22 protein-coding genes are annotated in these 22,673 nt (G+C 52.4%); 15 read left to right on the top strand and 7 right to left on the bottom strand.

Annotated elements, in window-relative coordinates; translation table 11 throughout:
* From BLW59_RS12110 to BLW59_RS12090, 5 genes are read right to left on the bottom strand one after another with little or no spacing between them, the layout of a single operon-like run.
* Positions 1–1,548, bottom strand: coding sequence for an ATP-binding cassette domain-containing protein (locus BLW59_RS12110; RefSeq protein ID WP_074698008.1), 1,548 nt, complete (start codon positions 1,546–1,548; stop codon positions 1–3).
* Positions 1,545–3,167, bottom strand: coding sequence for a thiol reductant ABC exporter subunit CydD (cydD, locus tag BLW59_RS12105; RefSeq protein ID WP_074698007.1), 1,623 nt, complete (start codon positions 3,165–3,167; stop codon positions 1,545–1,547). Before cydD ends, BLW59_RS12110 begins: the two co-directional genes overlap by 4 nt.
* A 3-nt stretch (positions 3,168–3,170) precedes the next feature.
* On the bottom strand, positions 3,171–4,181 hold the full coding sequence (gene cydB / locus BLW59_RS12100) for a cytochrome d ubiquinol oxidase subunit II (protein WP_029543002.1): 1,011 nt from the start codon (positions 4,179–4,181) through the stop codon (positions 3,171–3,173).
* The gene (locus BLW59_RS12095) at positions 4,181–5,551 is read right to left on the bottom strand and encodes a cytochrome ubiquinol oxidase subunit I (protein WP_074698006.1); all 1,371 of its coding nucleotides are present in this window, start codon (positions 5,549–5,551) and stop codon (positions 4,181–4,183) included. Before BLW59_RS12095 ends, cydB begins: the two co-directional genes overlap by 1 nt.
* Before the next feature lie 33 nt (positions 5,552–5,584).
* Positions 5,585–6,895, bottom strand: coding sequence for an HAD family hydrolase (locus BLW59_RS12090; protein WP_074698005.1), 1,311 nt, complete (start codon positions 6,893–6,895; stop codon positions 5,585–5,587).
* A gap of 286 nt (positions 6,896–7,181) precedes the next feature.
* Here BLW59_RS12090 and dhaM point away from each other — a divergent pair, with 286 nt between their 5' ends.
* From dhaM to BLW59_RS12035, 11 genes are all read left to right on the top strand, one after another.
* The gene (gene dhaM, locus BLW59_RS12085; RefSeq protein ID WP_074698004.1) at positions 7,182–7,580 is read left to right on the top strand and encodes a dihydroxyacetone kinase phosphoryl donor subunit DhaM; all 399 of its coding nucleotides are present in this window, start codon (positions 7,182–7,184) and stop codon (positions 7,578–7,580) included.
* Positions 7,558–8,463, top strand: coding sequence for a phosphatidylglycerol lysyltransferase domain-containing protein (locus tag BLW59_RS12080; protein WP_074698003.1), 906 nt, complete (start codon positions 7,558–7,560; stop codon positions 8,461–8,463). The genes dhaM and BLW59_RS12080 overlap by 23 nt, the downstream gene beginning before the upstream one ends.
* Before the next feature lie 179 nt (positions 8,464–8,642).
* Positions 8,643–10,019 (top strand): uracil-xanthine permease family protein, encoded by a 1,377-nt coding sequence (locus BLW59_RS12075; protein WP_074698002.1) that lies wholly within the window; start codon positions 8,643–8,645, stop codon positions 10,017–10,019.
* A complete protein-coding gene (locus tag BLW59_RS12070; protein ID WP_074698001.1) occupies positions 10,007–10,582 on the top strand; it encodes a xanthine phosphoribosyltransferase in 576 nt (191 codons plus the stop codon). The genes BLW59_RS12075 and BLW59_RS12070 overlap by 13 nt, the downstream gene beginning before the upstream one ends.
* 60 nt (positions 10,583–10,642) lie before the next feature.
* Positions 10,643–13,039 (top strand): DNA internalization-related competence protein ComEC/Rec2, encoded by a 2,397-nt coding sequence (locus BLW59_RS12065; RefSeq protein ID WP_074698000.1) that lies wholly within the window; start codon positions 10,643–10,645, stop codon positions 13,037–13,039.
* A 252-nt stretch (positions 13,040–13,291) separates the two neighbouring features.
* Positions 13,292–14,020, top strand: coding sequence for an ABC transporter ATP-binding protein (locus tag BLW59_RS12060; protein ID WP_074697999.1), 729 nt, complete (start codon positions 13,292–13,294; stop codon positions 14,018–14,020).
* 12 nt (positions 14,021–14,032) lie between these two features.
* On the top strand, positions 14,033–14,959 hold the full coding sequence (locus tag BLW59_RS12055) for a SufB/SufD family protein (protein WP_029543019.1): 927 nt from the start codon (positions 14,033–14,035) through the stop codon (positions 14,957–14,959).
* A gap of 158 nt (positions 14,960–15,117) precedes the next feature.
* A complete protein-coding gene (locus tag BLW59_RS12050; RefSeq protein ID WP_074697998.1) occupies positions 15,118–16,137 on the top strand; it encodes a macro domain-containing protein in 1,020 nt (339 codons plus the stop codon).
* Positions 16,138–16,219: 82 nt separating this feature from the next.
* Positions 16,220–16,711, top strand: a complete 492-nt coding sequence (locus BLW59_RS12045; RefSeq protein ID WP_074697997.1) for a hypothetical protein — start codon at positions 16,220–16,222, stop codon at positions 16,709–16,711.
* Positions 16,712–16,725: 14 nt separating this feature from the next.
* Complete coding sequence (locus tag BLW59_RS12040) at positions 16,726–17,724, top strand: hypothetical protein (protein WP_074697996.1); 999 nt, start codon at positions 16,726–16,728, stop codon at positions 17,722–17,724.
* Positions 17,725–17,769: 45 nt separating this feature from the next.
* Positions 17,770–18,222, top strand: a complete 453-nt coding sequence (locus tag BLW59_RS12035; RefSeq protein WP_074697995.1) for a hypothetical protein — start codon at positions 17,770–17,772, stop codon at positions 18,220–18,222.
* Between the two features lie 205 nt (positions 18,223–18,427).
* On the opposite strand, the gene BLW59_RS12030 is transcribed toward BLW59_RS12035, so the two are convergent.
* Complete coding sequence (locus BLW59_RS12030) at positions 18,428–19,675, bottom strand: transposase (protein WP_074697994.1); 1,248 nt, start codon at positions 19,673–19,675, stop codon at positions 18,428–18,430.
* Entirely contained in the window at positions 19,641–19,880 is a 240-nt protein-coding gene (locus BLW59_RS12025) for a hypothetical protein (protein WP_074697993.1), read from the bottom strand. The genes BLW59_RS12030 and BLW59_RS12025 overlap by 35 nt, the downstream gene beginning before the upstream one ends.
* Before the next feature lie 189 nt (positions 19,881–20,069).
* On the opposite strand from BLW59_RS12025, the gene BLW59_RS12020 reads away from it, so the two are divergent.
* The 4 genes from BLW59_RS12020 to BLW59_RS17785 all read left to right on the top strand — a co-directional run bounded on the left by BLW59_RS12020 (position 20,070) and on the right by BLW59_RS17785 (position 22,369).
* Complete coding sequence (locus BLW59_RS12020) at positions 20,070–20,906, top strand: GIY-YIG nuclease family protein (RefSeq protein WP_074697992.1); 837 nt, start codon at positions 20,070–20,072, stop codon at positions 20,904–20,906.
* Between the two features lie 74 nt (positions 20,907–20,980).
* Positions 20,981–21,904 (top strand): ADP-ribosylglycohydrolase family protein, encoded by a 924-nt coding sequence (locus BLW59_RS12015; protein ID WP_074697991.1) that lies wholly within the window; start codon positions 20,981–20,983, stop codon positions 21,902–21,904.
* Between the two features lie 25 nt (positions 21,905–21,929).
* The gene (locus BLW59_RS12010; RefSeq protein ID WP_074697990.1) at positions 21,930–22,133 is read left to right on the top strand and encodes a hypothetical protein; all 204 of its coding nucleotides are present in this window, start codon (positions 21,930–21,932) and stop codon (positions 22,131–22,133) included.
* 86 nt (positions 22,134–22,219) lie between these two features.
* Positions 22,220–22,369: a hypothetical protein gene (locus BLW59_RS17785; protein WP_175463432.1), complete on the top strand. Its 150-nt coding sequence runs from the start codon at positions 22,220–22,222 to the stop codon at positions 22,367–22,369.
* The last annotated feature ends 304 nt before the right edge of the window (positions 22,370–22,673 follow it).

Here is a 22,673-nt window from a genome sequence, read left to right as displayed (position 1 = left end):
TTAAAGTTCGATAACCTGCCTAAACCTATCCAACATACTCAATTCGTGTGTAATAATTACCAGCGTCCTGCCCTGTTCCTGCACTTTTTCAAAGAGTGCCTCAAGCAGCCGGGACGCTGTTTTTTTGTCCAGTCCTGCGGTGGGTTCGTCAAGGAGCAGCAGGGGAGAAGGGGCGGCAAGGGCCAGGGCGGTGAGCAGGCGGTTGCGTTCCCCGCCTGACAGGCTGCTGCCGTCAAAGCCCAAGGGGGTATCAAGTCCCTGGGGGAGGCTGGTCAGGCAGTCTGTAAGTTGTGCTGTTTCCAGGCAGGCCATCATTTCTTCCTTGGGCAGTCCCGGATGCAGCCGCAGGAAGTTCTCCCTGATGGAACCGCTGAAAATGAAGCACCCTTGCAGATTCCCGGCGGGCGGGGCGGAAAGCTTGATAGTCCCGTCCTCTGGCTGGTAAAGTCCTGCCAGCAGATAAGCCAGGGTGGTCTTACCCCTGCCGCTTTCGCCCATGATGGCTGTGTGCTGATGGGGGGCGATGGTGAAGGAGAGGTTATGGAAAAGGGGCTTGTCATTGTAACCAAAGGTCAGGTTATCAACCTGCAATAAATCGCCTTTGCAGGCTGCATTTGAGGCGGAAGTTGAAGCAGCGACTGCAAGAGACTTGCCTGCTGCCCTGGCTTCTTTCATTTGTTCAAGTGCGGGCAGCAACCCGTTGTAATCCTGGCAGAGGGTCAGCAGGAGCAGCAGCCAGACCGCCAGTTCGATGTAATTTATTCTGGCGGGGACCAGCAGGCGGAGCTGGTAGAATAGCAGGGTGAAGCCGGAGTATTTGACAAGGGAGAGGAGAAGCTCCAGCCAGCAGCTTCGCTCTTGCTCCTTTGCCTGTTGCAGCTGCCAGCGTTCAGCACGCTTCTGCAAGCGAATCAAGGAAGGCGGAGCAGAACCTGCTGCCAGCAGTTCTTCCCTGCCTTCTGCCATTTCCAGCAGTTCCTGCCTGTAGGCTGACTTGGCAGGGGATGACCTTGGTTCCCTGGTCAGAAGCCAGCCAAGGGCTGCCATGACTGCGAAGGTTAGGAGCAGGGTCAGGGACAGCAAGGGGTGACAGTCATACAATATCCAACAGAAGGCAATGGTTATGACAAGGTTCAATGCCAGGGGAAGCAGGGCGCGCACATAGGCATCCCGCAGCTGGCTGCAGTCCTTGATAAGCCGTTCCAGCCACAGCCCTTGGGACAGGGCGCCTGATTTCAAGGGAAGTATTGACAAGGCAAGGGCATAAACCGATTCCTGCAGCTCACAATAGGCGTTGAAGGCCAGCTTATGGCCTGAGTACCTTTCCAGATAGCGGAACACTGCCCTGAAGATGCCGCAGGCTCTGACACAGGTAACGCCCAGGGCAAGGGTATAGAGGGGCGGCTGGAGAGCAGCCTTGGCGATGAGCCAGGCTCCGGCACCCATAAGGCCCAGCGCTGTAAGGCTGGCCATCAGCCCTGCCAGCAGGGGAGGGAGCAGGGCCTTCTTTTCCGTATGGGAGAGCAAGAGTTTCAAGGTTTCTGTCATGGCAATAGCTCCTCCCATGTGAATACTTGGTCAGCCCAATCCCTCAGGGCAGGGCGGTGGGAAACTATCAGCAGAGTGCGTCGGTGGCTGAAGGCTTCAAGAGCACGTATTACGGCTGCTTCTGTCTGGCTGTCCAGTCCGTTGGTAGGCTCGTCCAGGAGCACCAGGGGGCGGTTTTGCAGGATAAGACGGGCCAGTCCCAGCCGCTTGCGTTCCCCCTGTGACAGGCTGATGCCTTCTGCGCCCAGCCTGGTAGCAAGCCCCTCAGGCAAAGACTTATGCCAGTTTTCCAGGGAGGCCAGACGCAGGGCCTGCACCATTCTTTCCTTGGGAACGTCCTGAAATAAGGCCAGATTTTCTGCCAAAGTGCCAGAGAAAATCTTTGGCTCCTGGGGCAGATAGCTGATGATTTTCTGACGGCTGACGGGAGCCAGCTTCAGCACATCGCTGTCATTCAGCAGGATTTCTCCAGTGAGGGGCAGGCTCAGTCCTGCTATGGCCTTTAGCAGGGTGCTCTTGCCGCAGCCGCTGGGACCGGTGAGGAGAGCTTTGCAGCCTGCGGGGATAGCAAGACTTAGTCCCTTGAATACAGGCTGCTGACGTCCCTCATAGCCAAGGGAGAGATGGCTTATGCGCAGGGCGGGGGGAATCTGCAGCTGTCCCTTGTGACCTGCAAGTTCGGGAGGTTCTGCCAGATACTTTTCCAGCTTCTTTTCGGCAGTCCGGGCTTCCATAGCCGCATGGAAGGAGGCGCCAGCCTGCCTCAGGGGCTGATAATATAAGGGCGTGATAAGCAGCAGGAAGAAGGCCGGCTCGAACTCCAGGCCGCCTCTCAGCAGGCGGAAGCCGATGCTGACGGCCACAATGGCGATGGAAAGGGTGGTGATGAGCTCCAGGGCAAAGCTGGAGATAAAGGCGGTCTGCAGTACCTGCAGGGAAGCGGCAGAAAAATCACGGCTCAATTCTGCCAGCCGCGACTTTTGTCCTTCACCCTGCCGGAAGAGCTTGATGGAAATCATGCCTGCCAATAGTTCGCGGAATTCACTGGTCAGCCGCAGCAGTTCCTGCCATTGCCTGGCAGTCCGCTCCCTGGTGACTGTGCCAATCAGGTAGAGCAGGAAAGGGGCGATGGGCAGGGTCAGGAGGAACAGTCCTGCTGTTACATAATCAAGGGCCAGGGCAGAAGCCAGCATGATGGGCATGAGAATCAAGATGCTCAAGATGTTGGGCAGCACAGCGGAGAAATACCTGCCCAGGGCTTCCGTGGTTTCCAAGGCAGCGGCTGAAATCTCCTGTATATTCTCAGCGGGGGAAAAGAGACTTTCGTGTAGTTTCTGGCGGCAGTCCATGCGGCAATGGTGGCTTAACGCATTCAGATATTTCCTTTGCTGCCATCGTGCAGGGCTTCGCAGGCACAGCACAAAAAGCAGCACCAGCAAAGCCGGTGCTGCTTCCATATTGCCAGCTCCCAGGGAAAGCTGTCTGGCAGATTCCATCAAATGTGCCAGTGTTCCTGAGGCTCCAAGCAGCAGCAGACTGCCCACAGCTTCAAGAGCGAAAAGGCGGAAGGTTATGTTTTTGTGTTTATGGCAGGTCTGGTAGAGCAGATTGTTTTTCATGGTTCAGTGGTTTCCTAAATCCTTGCCCGTAACCCTGTGCCTGAACACCCAGTAGCACCAGCCCTGATAGATCAGCACGATGGGCACCAGCACCAGGGCTGCCACGGTCATGATGGACAGGGTGTAGGGAGTGGAAGAGGCGTTCTCAATGGTGAGGCTGAAAGCCGGGTTGATGGAAGATACCATCAGCCTGGGGAAAAGTCCCGTGAAGAAGGAGCAGGAGACAGCTACGATGGCCAGGGAGGAGCAGATGAAGCTGCCCCTGAACTTACCCTGTCCCATGGAGATGTAGCCGGCAATGAAGAGCACTCCTGTCAGCACCAGCAGCAGGGCGGCGGGGAAGCTGTGGAAAAGGTCAGTCTTGGTAGCCGTGAGCACGAAGCACAGCACAAAGAAGAAGATGGCTGCAGCCCCGGTTTTCAAGGCAAAATCCCTGGCCCTTAGCACCAGCCCGTAGTCACCCAGCCGCTGGGTGAGGAAGGCGGCCCCGTGGAAGAGGAATACTGTCAGGAAGGTGAAACCTCCCACGATGGTATAGGCGGAAAGCAGATCGTAGAAACTGCCCAGGTAATGCATTTCATTGTTGATGGGCAGTCCTGCGATGAGATTGGTGACCGCCACACCCCAGAGGAAGGCGGGCACGATGCTGCCGAAGGCGATGCAGCCTTCCCAGAACCTGCGCCAGCAGAGGCAGTCAGCCTTGCCCCGCAGCTCGAAGGCTACCCCACGGAGAATCAGGGCCACCAGCATCAGGAACAGGGCCAGGTAGAAGGTGGAGAACATGGTGGAATAAACGTGGGGAAAAGCGGCAAAGAGGGCGCCGCCGGCTGTGATCATCCACACTTCATTGCCGTCCCAGACGGGGCCGATGGTGCGGATAATCATGCCCCGTTCCTCATCGGTGCGCCCCATGAAAGGGGCAAGGCCGCCCACGCCGTAGTCAAAGCCCTCCAGGAAGAAGAAGCCCGTGAAGAGCACGGTAATCAGCACGAACCATAAGACGTTCAGTTCCATCATCCATTCCTCCCTTCTGTCTGCAGGACCTTGGTGCGGTTGATGAAGCGGAAGGCCGCATAGAGGGCGGCCATGGCCAGCAGGAGATAGATTACAGTGAAGCCAATCATGGTAAGCCACACCTCGCCTCCCGTGATATTGGGAGAAACGGCATCGGCAGTTTTCTGCAGGCCTACCACTATCCAGGGCTGGCGCCCTCCCTCGGCGATGAACCAGCCCACGGAATTGGCTATGAAGGGCAGGGGAAGCAGCCAGGGCAGCAGCTTCAGCACGCAGCTGAATCTATCCAGCCTGCCAGTCCAGGCCAAAAAGCCCATGGCACCGGCGATGAAAGCCATGAGGCCGCCCACACCCACCATGATGCGGAAGCTCCAGAAGAGACCTGTCACATCGGGACGGTAGTCGCCGGCCCCGTACTTGGCTACAGCTTCTTTCTGCAAATCGTTGATGCCTTTGACTTCGCCCTCAGGCGCATTGTAGAGCATGAAGGAGAAGAGGGCGGGGACTGCAATCTCAAAGTCATTCTTGCCCTGTTCCTGGTTGATATCCGCCATGATGGCGAAGGGGGCGGGATTTTCCGTCTCCCAGAGTGCTTCCATGGAGGAGAGCTTCATGGGGTTGGCTTCCCGCAGGTACTGGGCATGGAGATGGCCAGTGCCCATGACGCCAAGGGTGCCAACCAGCATGTAGACAGCCCCGGCTTTCAGGGTCTGCTTGAAGGCTTCTTTGGAATCATAGTCATGGGCAATCTTCCAGGCGGATACCGCCAGCACCACGAAGCCGCCGGTGGCAAGACCAGCGCAAAGGGCGTGGGTGTACTCGCCAACCACATAGGGATTGGTCACCAGGGCGAAGAAATCTGTCATCTCAGCCCGGCCGTTGTTCACGGCATAGCCCACAGGGTGCTGCATGAAGGAGTTGGCCACCAGGATCCAGAAGGCGGACAGGTTGCTGCCGATGGCCACCAGCCAGATGCAGGCACAGTGGGCTTTCTCTGACAGCTTATCCCAGCCGAACATCCAGATGCCCAGGAAGGTGGACTCCAGGAAGAAGGCGGTGAGGGCTTCCAGGGCCAGAGGTGCGCCGAAGATATCCCCCATGAAGCGGGAATACTCTGACCAGTTCATGCCGAAGTGGAACTCCTGCACGATGCCTGTGACTACGCCCATGGCAAAATTGATGAGGAAAATAGTGCCGAAGAATTTCGTGAGCTTCTTGCATACGGGCTTCCACTCCGGGTGCTGAGTCCGCACATAGCAGGTCTCCAGCAGAGCCGTGAAGATGGAAAGCCCCAGGGTAATGGGGACGAAGAGAAAATGGTAAACCGTGGTGATGGCAAACTGCCATCTGGATAGCAGCAAGGCTTCCATAAACAACCCTCCTCATAGATATATATGAATAAGTCACGCCCTGAAGGAAATAAGGAGAATGAACACGGCAATCAATAGATTGCCAAGTATTGAAACTACAGGGTCAACGAAGGGAACTCCGAAAGGCGTCAGGGTGTTGGTAGTAGGAAGCATAAGTGCCAGGCAGAGCACCATGGCAATCCTCCGTTGCTGCTTCACCAGTTTCATGCCCAACGCCGCCCTGTTGCGCAGCCTGGCCAGTGCCAGGAAATTGCCTTGGGGAATGCTGATATGGGGCTTGACTGGTGACTGTGCAGCAGCGCTGTCCTTCACCTCCGGCTGGGGAGGCTCATCGGGGAAGTCCGGGTCGGGGCCGGGAGTTTCTTCCTCTGCTTTGCCTTCGGCAGGGGGAGTTTCGCTTTTTTTATCCTGGGCAGGGGGCAGCCAGGCAATGCGCACATCTGCTGCTTCCATAAGTTCTTTGTCCAGTTCACAGTCCCCCAGCACGGCGATGACGTCTTTTCTGGTGCGCATAAGGTGCAGTTCCCGTGTTTTTTGCTCCGGGAAAATCTCGAAGCGTATGTCGTCAATGTTGGTCTGCTTCTTGATATAGCTGGCATTGCGCTTGTTCAGCCCTGTCAGCAACATGAGCTTCAGTCCCAGCTTTTGCAGCCTGTGCAGGGCTGCGATGGTGTCGAAGCTGATTTCCCTCTGAACGGCGATAAGTCCCCGGGAGTATTTGCCTGAGCAGACAAAGACGGGAATCATGCCCTTGAGGGAAAGCTGGTCTGCCCTGGTGAGAAATTCTGCGCTGATATCAGCTTCCTCGCTTTTCAGCCAGGCAGCATTGCCCACCCGTACGGGAATGCGGCTGATGATGGCCTCCGCCCCCTGCCCGGGAAGCTCGTTGAAATTCGTCACCGGCTGGAGCCGCAGACGGCGGTCGGAAGCAGTCTGGCAGATGAGTTGGGCAATGGGGTGAGTGGAGCCTGATTCCACACTGGCAGCCATGGACAGCAGTGTTCCCTGGGAAACGCCCTGGGGAATGAGCTCCGTGATGAAGGCCGCGCCGCTGGTGAGGAAGCGGCTGTGGGTGAGTACCAGCGTAGAGGCAGAAGCCAGCTCCGAAAGGCTTCCTTTCTTATGCACCTTGATGCCCAGTTCCTCAGCCCGGCAGCCAATGCGGTACATGACCAGAGGGCGGGAGGCAATCAGGGGCAGGGGAAGCCCTGCCAGCAGTACAGAGAGGGTAGTGGCTATCACCATCACCAGAGGTGACTGCTGCATCTGTTGCCAGTAGCCTGCTCCAAAGGCAATGAGGATGACAAAGGCCTGCCAAAGTTTGATGATAAGACTATGTCCCATGTTTATGACCTCGATTCTTACTAGGTTTGGGGTAGTTATTCAACTTTTATGCCTGTTTATCCTGCCTGTTGTGTCATTTGCCAGCTGCCTTTTTCTTTTGAAGCTTTTCCGAGCTATCTATTTTTTATAGCCATAGCTATGCCGTTTGTGTTATAATACAGGGACAGTTTTACGGATAAGTTATCAATAAACAGGCAGGAAAAGCCGCAGGGCATGTCAAATAGTAGATATACAAGTGTAATAGAATTGATTTGTGTGACAACTTTGATAAAGGAGAGAAATCAGTTTGGTTGGAATTGTGATAGTCTCCCATAGCCAGACTTTGGCTGAGGGCGTTAGAGAACTGGCAGAGATGATGGCCCGTGAAGTGAAGATTGCCTGCGCTGGCGGACTGGAAGAAGGCCTCAGCGGCGTCAGCTACGAGCGCATCATAAATGCAGTGGAAGAAGTCTGCGGCCGTGATGGTGCAGTGATTTTTGGCGATATGGGCAGCGCTATGCTCACCAGCGAACTGGTACTGGAGGAAATGAAGGATGACAAGCTGCATCTGGTGAACGCTCCTCTGGTAGAGGGGGTAGTGAGGGCGGCGGCTCTGGCCTCCGGCGGGGCCGATGTGGAAACCATCGTTCAGCGGGTAGAAGCAGAATGGAAAAGGCAGGAGGGTGATTGCTATAGTATTTCGTGACCTTGTAAAAGAGGATAAGCCTCTTTTGGACCGCTACTGCCATAGCCAGTATTACGAGAATTCACATTTGAACTTTACTAACCTCTTTATGTGGAGGGAACCCTATCAGATAAAGATTTGTGAAGAAAATGATGTGCTCTACATGATCAGCACCTGGCAGGACGAACTCATGGCCCTCCAGCCCTTGGGGGCAGAGGACAAGATGCAGGAGGCTATTGGCAGGCTCGCAGAGTATTTCAAGGAGCAGGGGAAGCCTTTGGTTTTCAGCGGCATCGAAAAGTTCTTCGTCAGGGAACTGGAGTTCTATCCTGGTGCCAAATTTGACATCAAGTCAGACAGAGACAACTTTGATTATGTGTATCTGGCAGAGAAGCTGATCAACCTCTCGGGCAGGAAGCTCCATTCCAAGAAGAATCACCTGAACGCTTTCAGGAAACTCTATCCCCAGGCGGAATGTCTGCCCATTGATGATGATATCATCACCCTTTGCAAGATAGAGTTGAATAACTGGTATAAGCTGCGTCTGGCTGATGCGCCGGATGACCCTTTTATCGGCTGGGAACGCAAGGCTATCATGGAAATCTTGAACGATTTCCGTTACTTTGACCTGAAGGGCGGTGCCATCCGCCTGGACGGCAGGATTATCGCCTTTACCTTCGGCGAGCAGCTGAACAAGGATACGGCGGTCATCCATGTGGAAAAGGCCGACCCGGATATTCGCGGCGCCTATCCTGCCATCAATCAGGGTTTCGTGGCTCACGCCTGGAGCCACATGACCTATATCAACCGGGAGGAAGATATGGGGCATGAGGGTCTGCGGAAGGCCAAGGAATCTTATAAGCCTGAGAAAATGATTGAGAAATTCACGGCCCGCATGATTTGATGAGACATTGACCATAGGAGAGCATGTTGCGGCTCTCCTTTTTTGTTTGTGATTTTGAATACGAGATGACTGAAAATAAAAACATTAGGACCTGTGTACTTTTTGCACACAAATTGTCGGAGATGTGGTAGAATAAAAAAATCGTGATGTATCTGTGTAGAAGGAGTGTTTTAGAAAGTATGTCAGAGCCGAAAATCGAGAATATCTACCAGTTGGATGGCAAGGTTCCTCTGGGGAAGGCGGTGCCCTTTGGCCTTCAGCATGTGCTGGCTATGTTTGTGGCGAATCTTGCACCCATCATCATCGTGGCGGGGGCTGCGGGAATGGACAAGAGCAGCGTGGCCATGCTCTTGCAGAACGCCATGTTCGTAGCAGGCATCGCTACCCTGATCCAGCTTTACCCCCTGGGCCGGGTGGGGGCGCGTCTCCCCATTGTCATGGGCGTGAGCTTCACCTTCGTCAGCATTCTCTGCTATGTCTCTGCCAGCTATGGTTACGGCGCTGCCGTGGGTGCCGTGCTGGTAGGCGGTATCTTTGAGGGTACGCTGGGCCTCATGGCCAAATACTGGCGCCGCATCATCACCCCCGTGGTGGCGGCTATCGTGGTGACTACCATCGGTTATTCTCTGTTGGGGGTGGGCATTCGCTCCTTCGGCGGCGGCTACAATGAGGGCTACGGTGCCGCAGGCAATCTGGGCATTGCCGCCATTACCCTGGTGTCCTGCCTGCTGTTCAACGTTTTTGCCAAGGGATACTGGAAACAGCTTTCCGTGCTTTTCGGTTTGATTGTGGGTTATGTCATTTCCATCTTTGCGGGGATTGTGGATCTTTCCAGGATTTTCAACAGCGGCATCATCTCTTTCCCCACCTTCCTGCCCTTCACACCGGAGTTCCATGCGGGGGCTATCGTGTCTGTAGCTATCATCTTCCTGGTGTCTGCCGCTGAGACCATCGGCGACACCTCTGCCATGACTATGGCAGGCCTGAAGCGTGAGATCAAGGAAAAGGAGATTTCCGGGTCTTTGGCCTGCGACGGTTTTGCCAGCTCCATTTCCTCTCTCTTCGGCTGCACGCCCATCACCTCTTTCAGCCAGAATGTGGGCCTCATTGCCATGACGAAAGTGGTGAACCGCTTCACCATCATGACTGGTGCGGCCTGCATGATCCTGGCCAGCATGTTCCCTCCCATCGGCGCTTTCTTCGCTTCCCTGCCTGATCCTGTACTGGGGGGCTGCACCGTCATGATGTTCGGTGCCATCATGGTCAGCGGCATTCAGATGATGGCTGCTGCAGGCTTTACCCAGCGCAATGTGACCATTGCCGCCATTTCCCTGTCCTTCGGCATCGGCGCCACCCAGGCCAGCGAGGCTGGCATCTGGCAGGCCATGCCCCAGCTGGTGCAGGACGTCTTCGGCGCCAACTGCGTGGCTGTGGTCTTCGTGATTTCCGTGCTCCTGAGCGCCCTGTTGCCTAAGGATATGGAAATTGCTGCTTTGGGCGAGGAGAAAAATGAAGAGGCTGAGCAGGAAGAAGGAGAAAAGGCATGGAATTACTGAAGCAGAGAATCAAGGAAGAGGGCTTTTGCCTGCCGGGGAATATCCTGAAGGTGGATTCCTTCCTGAACCATCAGATCGATCCCCAGCTATCTCTGGCCATGGGAAAGGAATTTGCCAGGCTCTTTGTTGATGTGAAAGTAGACAAGGTAGTGACGGTGGAGTCCTCCGGTATCGCCATTGCCCTAGCTGTGGCGGCAGAATTGGGCACAAAACTGGTTTTTGCCCGCAAACATCAGTCAGCACTGATGGAGGAAGACCGCTACGCCTGCCCCATCACTTCTTTCACTAAGAAGGAAACCAAGAATGTCTATATCCTGAAAAAATTCCTGACCGCCGGGGAAAAGGTCCTCATAATCGATGACTTCCTGGCCGACGGCAATGCAGCCCTGGGCCTCTGCAATATCGTGGAGCAGGGAGGCTGCGAGGTGGTGGGCATCGGCATCGCCATCGAAAAGTCCTTCCAGCGGGGGGCTGAGAGAATCCGTGAGGCTGGCTACAGGCTGGAGTCTCTGGCCCGCATCAAGTCCCTGTCTGACTGCAAGATTGAGTTCGTAGAAGAATAAAGTGAAATCCTCTCTGCTGACCGACAGCTTGAGCCTGCCGGAATTCAAGAAGGTGTGATCATGGGACAGCATCAGGAACCATTTCTGCTTGGCTTGCTCTTGGCCTTGAGTTTTGGTATCTTCTGCGCCCATAGTGTGACTGTATTGCCGCTGCTGCCGGTATGCCTGCTTATTTGCGGGCTGCTGGGGGCAGCGGCTTTTGGCATCTGGAAAAGCAGGGAGTGGACCTGGCTGCCCTTTATACTGGCGGCTTTTGTCCTGGGGGCCGCCAGGCTCTGGAGTGCGGAGGTACTGCCAGCTGATGATATCTCACACTTTGCCCACGAGGAAGTGCGGGTGACTGGGAAACTGCTGGAGGAGCCGTTCCTCAGGCTGGCCTCCGATGGCTCTTACAGGCTGCGTCTCCATTTGAAGGCTGAACAAATAAAGAAGGGAAAAGCGGAAGCGGTTACGGCTGAAGGCGGCTTGTATGTCTATGCCAGGTTCAATGAAGCGCCCAAGTCATTGCCACGCATTGGTGATGACGTCACTGCCATGGGGAAGGTGCGCCTGCCTCATGGCTACAGGAACCCCGGTCAGCTTGATACGGCGCTGCTCCTGAAAAGCCAGGGCATCACCGCCACCCTTTCTGCCCGGGGAGAAAGCCTGAAGGTGGAGGAACGGGAGGGAGCATCCTTCAAGCGTTGGCTATCCTCAGTGCGGAGTCATTATCTCAGCGCTATGGAGGAAGTAATGCCCAAGGAGGATGCTGTTGCCATCTTTGCCATGCTTTTTGGCGGCTATGGCGGGCTGCAGCCGGAATTGCTGGATGCCTTCACCTCCACCGGCATAGTACACATACTTTCGGTTTCCGGCTCTCACATCAGCCTGATTGCAGCAGTGATGGCGTGGCTGGGCATGGCTTTGCGCCTTTCCAAAGGTTTGCGGGCAGTTTTGGTAATTGGAACTATAGTGGTTTATTCCCTGCTGTCCGGCTGTGTCCCGCCTGTTATACGCAGCGCCATTATGGGCGGGCTGGCGTTTCTGGCCTTGTCGCTGGACAGGGAAAGGGATGCAAGGCGGATTCTGCTGATAACTGGGCTGGTGATGCTGACAGTTTCTCCACTGCTTCTATTTCATATCAGCTTCCAGCTGTCCTTCCTGGCTACGGCGGGGTTGTTGTATCTTGCTCCTGTGATGAGGGAGTGGCTCAAGAAACGTCGTTTGGGTGAGTTCGTTTCCGCAGGCTTTGCCATCACCATAGCGGCGCAACTGTCAACCTTGCCTATATTAGCCTGGTATTTCAACCAGCTTTCTATTTCCTCCCTGCTTGCAAATCTGACCATTGTGCCCATAGTTGAGCTGATCATTGTCATTGGCTTGTTTGGAGGAATAATAGCCTTCCTCGTGCCTTTCCTGGGAAGGATAATCTACGCTGGGGACAGCCTGCTGCTGGGCATTGTTTACGAAATGGCAAGATGGATGTCAAAGCTGCCCGGCAGCATGATCTGGATCCCCACCTTGAACGGTTGGGCAGGGGCTGTTTATTATGCCGTACTGTGCTTTATGGTGACAGATAAGCCTTGGCAGGAAAAAGCATGGGATTTTATGAAGTCCAGGCGGCAATACCTTTTGCTGGCAGGGCTGGTCTTGCTCATGTTCCTGGGCGGACGTTATTTTGCCCACACAGGCGAAATGACTCTGGCGGCAGTGGATGTAGGGCAGGGAGACGCGCTGGTCCTTTGCAGTCCCAAGGGTAGAGTGCTGCTTTTCGACAGTGGAGGCACGCGGGGGGACTTTGATGTGGGGGAGAAGGTCCTGGTTCCTTATTTGAGGCACTATGGCATGAACCGCGTGGAGGCGGTTTTTCTCACTCATGCCCACGATGACCATGCTGGCGGCACTGGGGCGGTACTGAAGAAACTGCCGGTAGGGAAGGTTTATACTGCCTGGGAGGGGCGGGGAGAATATGCCAGGAGCTTCCATCTGAGCCAGGCAGACCCGTTGCTGAATAAACTGGAACCGGCCAGGCAGGGGGCGGCTATGGAACTTGATGGAGTGCGGGTGGAGGTGCTCTATGCTCCGGAAGTTGTGGCCCCCGGCAGCGGCAATGAGGCTTCCAATGTGTATAAGATTACCTATGGGGAGGCGAGCTTCCTTATCACGGGAGATTTGACCAAGGAAAATGAGGCGGTCATTCTGTCCCAGCAAGATCAGGGGAAGCTTCACAGCACAGTACTGAAGGTAGGCCATCACGGTTCAGATACTTCCAGCTCGGAAGAATTTCTCAAAGCAGTTTCTCCAAATTTTGCCATTATCTGTGTGGGCGCAGACAACAGCTTCGGCCACCCAAAGGCCAAAGTGTTGGAGAGACTGCAGCAGGTAGGGGCCGAAATTCACCGTACGGATTTGGAAGGGGAAGTGGTATTCCATACCGATGGGAAGAAGATGTGGGTGGAAAGTTATGCAAAAGAATGAAGAGCTTGATTGTGTTCTAATTTATTTCATGACAAAACCATAACAATAGCGTTATAACTCGGAACAAGATGTCCTTCACTTCCATAGTTGACGATGACGAATATAATAACGGGTTATAAGCATATGTAGCCCGCCTCGTTGAAACACTAATTGGAAGATTTTGCCCACGGCAAAATTTGAACAATTGTGTTATAATATAAAAAGAAAGCTAAAGCATAAATTTCGTAAATCGGAAGGGAGAGCTAGATATACATGTTGGAACTGAAGAACATTTCCTTCCATGTCACCGAGGGCAATAGCCAGGTGGATATTATCCAGGACCTGAGTCTTACTGTGGACAACAGGAAATTTGTGGTCATCACAGGGCCTAACGGCAGCGGCAAGTCCACCCTGGCCAAGATCATTGCGGGCATTGAGCAGCCTACTTCTGGCAGGATTTATTTGGATGGCGAGGATATCACTGACAAGAGCATCACGGAGAGAGCGAAGCTGGGCATCAGCTTTGCCTTCCAGCAGCCTGTGCGTTTCCGGGGCCTGCAGGTCATAGACCTGCTGCGCCTGGCGGCGGGCAAGAAGATTTCTCATATCAAAGCCTGTGACTACCTTTCAGAGGTGGGGCTCTGCGCCAACGACTATCTCAACCGCGAAGTGAACAGCTCCCTGTCCGGCGGCGAGCTGAAGCGTATTGAGATTGCCACCATCCTGGCCCGCAAGACCAGCCTTTCCATCTTTGATGAGCCGGAGGCGGGCATCGACCTCTGGAGTTTCCAGAACCTTATCCGCATCTTTGAGAAAATGCGGGAGGAAATCGAGGAAAGCTCCATCATCATCATTTCCCACCAGGAGCGCATCCTGCAGATTGCTGATGAGATTATCGTGCTGGCAGACGGCAGGGTGCAGGAGCATGGGCCCGGCAAGGAGATCCTGCCCAAGATCATGGATACCGAGGTCAGCATGCCTATGTGCAGGAAGTTTCAGTAAGGAGGCCGCCCAATGCTACAGATGGATGAGATACAGAAAAGACTGCTGCTGGAGGTGGCTGACCTCCATGATGTGCCCATCGGGGCATATAACCTGCGTGCCAACGGCAAGTCCGTGGGGCGTGGCAGCTCTGCCAATATCGAGATAACCTCCAAGGAGGACGGCTCCGGCATTGATATCCGCATCAAGCCGGGCACCAAGAATGAGAGCGTGCATATCCCCGTGGTTATGAGCGAGAGCGGTCTGAAGGAAACTGTTTACAACGATTTCTACATCGGTGAGGGTGCTGACGTGGTCATCGTGGCTGGCTGCGGCATCGATAACTGCGGCAAGCAGGATTCGGAGCATGACGGCGTGCACCGCTTCTTCGTGGGGGAAAATGCCAAGGTCAAGTATGTGGAAAAGCATTACGGCTCCGGCCAGGGGGACGGCCAGCGCATCCTGAATCCCGTCACCGAGGTGACCATGGAAGCAGGCAGCTCCATGGAAATGGAAATGGTGCAGATCAAGGGCGTGGACTCCACCAGCCGCACCACCAAGGCCAATCTCAAGGCAGATGCCAGCCTCATCGTGCGGGAGCGCCTGATGACTCATGGCACCCAGTACGCCTACAGCGAATATGAGGTGAACCTGGACGGTGAAAACTCCAGCGCTGATGTGGTATCCAGAGGCGTAGCCAAGGACAAGTCCTATCAGAAGCTGGACCTCCGCATCGTAGGCAACGCCGCCTGCCACGGCCATACGGAGTGCGACTCCATCATCATGGACGAGGGCAGGATTTTGGCCGTGCCTTCTTTGGAAGCCAATAACGTGGACGCCATGCTGGTGCATGAAGCCGCCATCGGCAAGATTGCCGGCGATCAGCTCATCAAGCTGATGACCCTGGGGCTGACAGAGAAAGAGGCTGAGGAACAGATTGTCAACGGGTTCCTAAAGTAAGTTTATAAGAGCAAACATAAAAAGTCCGATTAAATCAACATTGCGATGCTGATTTGATCGGACTTTTGTCATCAAGGGCGAAGGCAGGATTTACGCAGGCAGCAGAGAATCCTCATGTAGTAAGGATGCAATGCTAAAAATGGGGGAGATGAGGGCTGATGCCATTAGAGATTGTCAGGCACGATATAACGAAGATGCAGGTGGATGCCATCGTCAACACTGCAAATCCCCGTCCTGTGGTGGGCGGGGGTGTTGACCGGGCTATACATAAGGCCGCAGGGACTGGGTTATTGGCAGCGCGGAAGGAAATCGGTGACATTGCCACAGGCAAGGCAGTTATCACCCCTGCCTACGAACTCAATGCCAGGTTCGTGATTCACACGGCAGGTCCTGTGTGGCATGATGGCGGGCAGGGGGAGAGGGAACTGCTGGCAGATTGTTATGCAAACTCCTTGCGGCTGGCAGAGGAGAACGGATGCACTTCTGTAGCTTTCCCGCTTATCTCTGCGGGTGTGTATGGCTGTCCCTCAGAGATTGCCATAGCCGTGGCGACGCAGGCTATACGCGGATTTTTGTCTGACCATGATATGAAAGTCTATCTGGTAGTTTTTGACCAGAAGTCCTTCAGGATATCCAGCAGCTTGTTTGAAGAGGTGCAGAGTTTCCTGGATGAGAGGTATATTGAGGAACTGCTGGACGAGGAATACTTTGGTGATTTCAGGGAAAGACGCAGGATGTTCGCAAAGCCTGTGTATTTGGGAGATGAAGCGCCCGTGGAGGAGGCAGCTATGGCTGCTCCAGCCAAAGCCCGCTCTCTGGACGATTTGCTCAAGGAAATAGACGATACTTTCTCCGAAGCGCTGCTGCGCCTGATAGATGTAAAGGGGAAGACCGACCCTGAGGTGTATAAAAGGGCTAATGTTGACCGCAAGCTGTTCTCGAAGATACGCAACAATCCGGCCTATAAGCCCAGCACGTCCACAGCCATAGCATTTGCGGTGGCCCTGGAGCTGAATCTTGATGAAACCAAGGATTTTATCGGCAGGGCGGGGTATGCCCTGTCTCACAGCAGCAAGGCAGATATAATCGTGGAGTATTTCATAGAGCGGAAGGAGTATGATATCTTTACCATCAATGAGACGTTGTTTGCCTTCCAGCAGCCGCTTTTAGGGTGCTGAAGATACTATGGCAGGAAATTGTGGAGACGGGAAAGAATGAAGAAATGAGGATTTTTAGGACTTTTTTGCGAGGTGAAGAAAGATGTATTTTGGAAAACATGACAAGCACGTCAAAGCTGTGGCTATTATCGGGGCTTCGTTGATTCTCTGCGGCTCGGTGGCGGCCTATGCAGATGTGGCTGAGCCCTGGCCAGGGCCGCGGCCTTATGCCCATGAGGGGCGTGAAGCTGATACTGCCATGCCGGATGTCAACTTCGGCATAGAAGAGAATGGGGTAATGGCGATGTATTTCCATTTCAACGCTCCATGCCAGTATAAGTATGCCATTCGGAGGGCGGATTCTGATGAAATGGTCACTTACGGCAAGGGGGCAGGCAGCAGGGATAGTACGGAGCGGGATGTCTTTTTCTACGAATCGCCGGAAGAGGGCGTGACTTTGCATTATGTGCTGAGAATCGACGCAACTTTCCAGCGCCAGACGCGTTTTGGCAATAAGCTGTCCAACAATTGGCTGGAAAAGCATATCTTCATCCAGAAAGTTGATGGAGAGGATAAGGTCAGCATCTATCTGTAGGGGAGAGAATGAGCATGTTGCTTCTGTATACGCTGCAACACTTTGCCGTGGATGGTGTTTGCGGCGCTGCTTTGGCGGCGTATGCCCTGCGGGAGTTGTATTATGAACCGATTCTCTACTATTTCGGGATGTACAACCTGATAGCCTTTGGCGGTCAGTGGTTGGCAGGCTATCTGCTGGATCGCCGCCCCACCTGGACTTCCTACGGGCTTCTGTTGTCCTTGGCGGCTCTGGGGCTGGGCACGGTGGAAACCTTGGACATTTTTGCCAAGGTCATCTGCCTGGGGCTGGGCAACTGTATCTTCCATGTGGCGGCGGGAAGTATTGTCCTGCGTGGGTATTCCACCTACAAGGAGCTGGGGCTTTTTGTGTCCAGTGGTGCTATCGGGCTGGCCCTGGGGCTGAACCAGCTTTGTGGCGATTATCTGTTCCTGTCGTTGTATGCTGTATTGACCATGGTGGTATTTTACAATCTGCAAAAGGAGGGCGGGCAGGCTCCCTGCGTATGCAAAACAAGCACGCAGGATGCAGCCGGAGTGAATGGGATTGCTCCGCTGGCAGGGATGGCCTGCCTCTTCCTGCTCCTGGGGTGCGTGGTCCTGCGTGGTTTTGGCGGTGGCGGCGGTTCAGAGGAGTACGTGATGCTCTTCCCCTGTGCCTTTGCGCTAGGCAAGGCTCTGGGAGGATGGTGCAGCGACCGCATCGGTTTCCAGCACACGATTGTGCTGATTTTCCTGCTGGGATTTCTGGCGCTGCAGGGAGGCGGACTGTGGTCTGCGGTGCTGCTGGCCTTGGCCTTTAACATGACGATGCCTTTGACACTGCGCCTGGCGCATTGGTGCAGCCCGTCCCATCCCGGCCTGATGTTCGGGCTGGCTGCTGGCTGCCTGTTGCCGGGCGTCTTCCTTTATGACAGCTTCCATATGCCGCCTCATGCCATGATTGTGATCCAGTTCCTATGTCTTTTTGCATCTTTTGCGCTTTTTCGGAGGTTCGGTAAGGAACGGTCGTAAGAATGCAGTTTTTTAGACTATTTTCTTGATGTGAGGTGTGATGGTTTGCTGAAGAAGGGAAGGATAGTTGCGGTCATAGGGATTCTTTTATTTCTCTGCAGTTCCACTGTCGCTTATGCAGATGTAGCGGATCCCCTGCCTGGCTCAAGGTACCTTGATTATATTGCCCAGCCGGAGTCGCTGGAGAATGCCTTGCTGACTGTGATAATTGAGGTGCCGCTTTTTTACCTGCTAGGCTATCGAAGGCTCTATGACTGCGCCTACTTTGCAGGAGTCAACATCATCACCAATCTCCTGCTGAACGAATGCTTGCAGTTTGCCACGGACGATACCTGGTATCTGTGCCTGCTGGTGGTGGGGGAGTGTATGGTGGTGGCGGTGGAATACGCATTATGCATATATGGACTCCATACCGAGGGGAAAAAGCTGTTCCGCACTATTCTGCTCACGAATCTGGCCAGTTTTTTTGTGGGGATTATTTACTATTTCTTTTTCTGATAAAAGCATTGTAGCAAAGGGCGCAATGCTAAATAACTTTATATGTGAATTAGAAAACCTCGGCAATCTAAATGAGAATTGGCAATCATCGGTATTGAGGTGATGTGAAATGCCCTTATACAAGGTTGGAATACCGTAGCTTGAAAGTGTATGGAAAAATTGGCGCAGGATATCCAGCCCTGAAAAATCGAATTTTTTTCAGGGTTCATGCACTCTCACATTTGCGCTCATGCCAAGCATCTACATGAATGACGGACAGTATGGCGAATAATCGAATATACCACATCATGGATGAGCGATGGTGCCCTTCTTCCAGCAGTCCGTCAATCTTTATGCGTTTGTTGGCCCGTTCAGCAGATGTGCGCTTGTTGTAGGCTTGCTTCCATTGAGGTGAGCCTCGTGGAGGATCGCAGAAAAGCCGTGGATCATCCTTGAGGTTTATATTCACGACACGACCATAAGTGGACTTGGTACAGCGATTATCGCACATGCATAACCTTTCGGCGTATTTAGTCTTTGGGCAAATATATTTGGCTCTGTGTCGCTTCTTGTCAGTGCCATTGGGCTTCATGGGAAGTCCCAGAGGGCAGATTGGCACACCGTCATCTCCGACGGTATATCCCTTGTTCTCAGCAGATTTCGTACCGCGAGGGTTCAAGTATATGAAGGGCGTTATGCTGCTTTTGCTGCACATCTTGTACACGGCGGCTGCATCGTGTGCAGAATCAAGGATTAAAGCGGAAATATTCCAGTCAGAGAAAAACGCCTTGATGCAGGCCAGTCCGTGCAGCATGGCAGGAAGGTCATGGCGGGAAGCACGCTCAAGGACAGGGAAGACAGGCAGTCCAGAGTTGGCATCTGTGAAGAGATAGAGGTTATAGCCGTAGTAGAAGAAATTTCTGGACGAATCCCAGCCCCAATTGGCATCAGGCTGGGAGAACCAGCGCTTGTGGCAGCACTTGTCGATGCCCTGCTTATGGCAGTCACAGGTCGAGTGGCTGCGCTCACGGTTTGAGACCACAACGGGAGTGCCGTCACCAGCCAGAACCAACTTCTTGGTATTCAGAAGACCTTTGTGCATTGAGCCAGCCAAGAAGATACGGCTGAAGATTTTGCCGATGATGGAAAGCTTGCTCTTGAGGATGACTCCGGCACCATGCCCATCGAAATATTTGATGATGGTGGCAGCATAATCTTTGTCGAAGGACGGAGACTTTTCACCATTGCCTTTACCTTTAGGCGGTTTCTTCCTGCGATAGCGCAGGTGAGGCAAGAAATTGTTGCAGCCTGGCCATAAGCGGTGGAAGAAGTCATAAAAAGAGGCGAAGGAAGGTGTATGGTCGGGTGAAAAGCCCGAAAGTATGGCCAGAGACTCATCGGACCGCAGACGCTCGGCCCAGTCAACAAGGGAAGTAGACTTAAGGCAGATGGAAAGCAAGTAGGAACGCAGCATCGAGGAAGGGAGACATGCAGGACGACCTTCCTCTGAGTAGAAAGGGGCGCATGATTTCGTCAATGGGTGAAAGATCAAGAGTCAGGAGCCTGGCTGCCAGCTTGCGCTTCTTCTTGTCGAAGCGCTTGAGGTGGCTGTTGTGAATGCGTTGGGAGAGGAGCTGCTTATAAGCAGCGTGGGAGCCGTCTTTAGGTAATCTCAGCATGATGTTCACCTTCTTTTCAAGTACTATTGTACATGTGAAACATCAAACTGAGATGGGGGCTACTCATTCGCAACAGCTTTTGCTACAAATTGTGGGGGCACATTGAATATTATGCCATGGCTCGAGTCTGGCAAATAAATGGCTTTGAGTTTTCTAATTTACATCTTTATAGTAAGAAGAGGATATACAATGTATGGCAAGACTATAGAGATATTTTTATCAAATGGAACTGCTGACGGTATAGTTACGGCTGAAATTTCTAATTGGAACGGCAAGGTTATAAAGATACCAAGGAGCGCCATGGAAGAATGTGGCAAAGAATTTGAAGAGACAAAAGACGTAGGAGTATATTTGCTGCTGGTTAATGATGATGTGACCAATGAATTGACGGATATATATGTGGGAGAATCTGAAAATGTCCTAGAACGATTGAAACAACATATAAACTCGTACAATAGTGAGAATGGAAAAGAGAATTTTTATTGGCATACGGCATTGTCTTTTGTAGGCAAGGACTTAAACAAAGCTAATATACGATTTATTGAAAGTGAATTAAGCAAAACAATAAAACAAAATGGCAGATATAAGGTGCTTAATCAATACGGTAATGATATACCGTTAAAGAAAGCACATAAGGCAGCAGCTCTTGAGTTTATAGATAATATGAAATTGGTGGTTAATGCATTGGGGTATGGTGTACTTAAAGAGGTTGGCGACGGTAAGGAGAATGCAGAATTGCTTAGTTGCAATGTAGACGGTAAGATAGCAACAGGTTTTGTGAGTGCAGGTGGTTTTACGGTATTAAAAGGTTCGGGAGTGTCGGCAGACACGACTTCAACTTTGCATAAAGGCTATAAAAATTTACGTGAAAATTTAGAGCAAAGCAAAATTATTGTTAATGGTGAGTTTGTCAAAGACTATGAGTTTAATTCTCCATCGGCGGCAGCGAGTGTAGTTAAAGGTTTTGCAGCAAGTGGAAATGTTATTTGGAAAAACAAGGATGGTAAAATTTTAAAAGAGATATAAATGTCGCCTGTTAAGCGACCAACTCAGTATATGTTTCTGTTAGAATGGAATCATCAAGGAAAGGAGTGGTCGCAATGTTAGGTGCAATTGTTGGCGATATCGTAGGTTCTGTCTACGAGTGGGACAATATCAAGACAAAGGATTTCCCGCTGTTCAGGGAGGATTGTTTCTTTACGGATGATACTGTGATGACCTGTGCGGTGGCAGAAGCTGTCATGAATGGTGGCGAACGTTATGATTTTGTTGATGCTTTGAAGAAATATGGCAGAATGTATCCTGACGCCGGGTATGGTGTCAGATTTGGCAATTGGTTGATTTCAGATACGCGTAAGCCATACAATAGTTTTGGCAATGGATCTGCCATGCGGGTTTCTCCATGTGCCTGGGTAATAGATTGCGGTTTCTGTGCCAGGACGGGGATGTGGCCTTCAAACGGCAGGGAAAGAGCCAGACTGTCCGCTGAAGTGACGCATAATCACCCTGAAGGCATCAAGGGCGCTATGGCAACTGCTGATGCAATCTTCATGTGTCGCTATTACTTTGGAGGTTATAATGGAGATTATGAGAAACCAATCAGTGATGATCCCGCAGAATGCAAGCGACGCATAAAGAGGTATATTGAAAAAGAGTACGGGTATGATCTGTCCCGTACTCTGGATGAGATTCGCCCTGTATATAAATTCAACGAAACTTGTCAGGAAACTGTGCCGGAAGCGATTATCGCCTTCCTGGAAAGCACAGACTTTGAAGATGCCATACGGAATGCCATATCTATTGGCGGGGATAGCGACACCCTGGCGGCAATTACCGGCAGCATTGCTGAGGCTGCCTATGGCATACCTGATTGGATAAAGGATAAGGCGTATTCCTATATGGATGAGCCTTTGAAAGATGTGCTTCGGCGGTGGAGGAAATTCATCGATGAAAATGATAGAAGACCTTTTGACAATATGATGGCCGATATAAATTACTATCTCAGAAATAAGCATAAAACATAAATTAGATAAACAGGTGTATGGTAACATGAAACTGTCTGAAAATGTAACGCGCGATATGTTGGCAGATGTAATAGAGCAGGCATTAAAAGATTTGGAAGGCCACAGAGTGGAGGCTAGAGTGGCTTACGCTGCTGATAAAAGCGACTCTTTCCACATGTATATGGATGTGATGTTTGGATTGGCAGTTGAGCTGTTGCATTCGCGTCTGTTAACTGTATATGTGAATTAGAAAACTAAGCGTCCTAAATGATAATGACACGTTGGCAACAAGAAGGTGACGAAAAATGTTTTCTTTCAAGACTGGAATACCGTAGTATGGAAGAATTTGAAGAAATGGGCACAAAATTACCAGCCCCCCTGAATAACCAATTTTTCAGAATTCAGGCGGTTTTATGCCAGGCATCTACGTGGATGACGGATATTATGGCAAATAACCGGATATACCACATCATGGAAGAATGGTGATGCCCTTCTTTCAGCAACCCGTCAATCTTTATGCGTTTGTTTGCCCGTTTGGCAGATGTGCGTTTGTTGTATATCTTTTTCCATTGATCCGAACCTCGGGGCGGATTACAGAAAAGCCGTTGGTCATCTTTGAGGCTTATGTTTACAACACGCCCATAAGTGGATTTTGTACAGCGCTTGTCGCACATGCAGAGTCTTTCGGCATATTTGGTCTTTGGGCAGATATACTTGGCTCTGTGCCGCTTCTGGTCAGTGCCGTTAGGCTTCATAGGAAGTCCTAGCGGGCATATGGGCACGCCGTCAG

This window comes from Selenomonas sp. KH1T6 (assembly GCF_900108415.1).
GTDB classification, from domain to species: domain Bacteria; phylum Bacillota; class Negativicutes; order Selenomonadales; family Selenomonadaceae; genus Selenomonas_B; species Selenomonas_B ruminantium_A.
The sequence above is the reverse complement of the archived record's forward strand: the minus strand, read 5'-3'. Positions and strand labels throughout refer to the sequence as shown.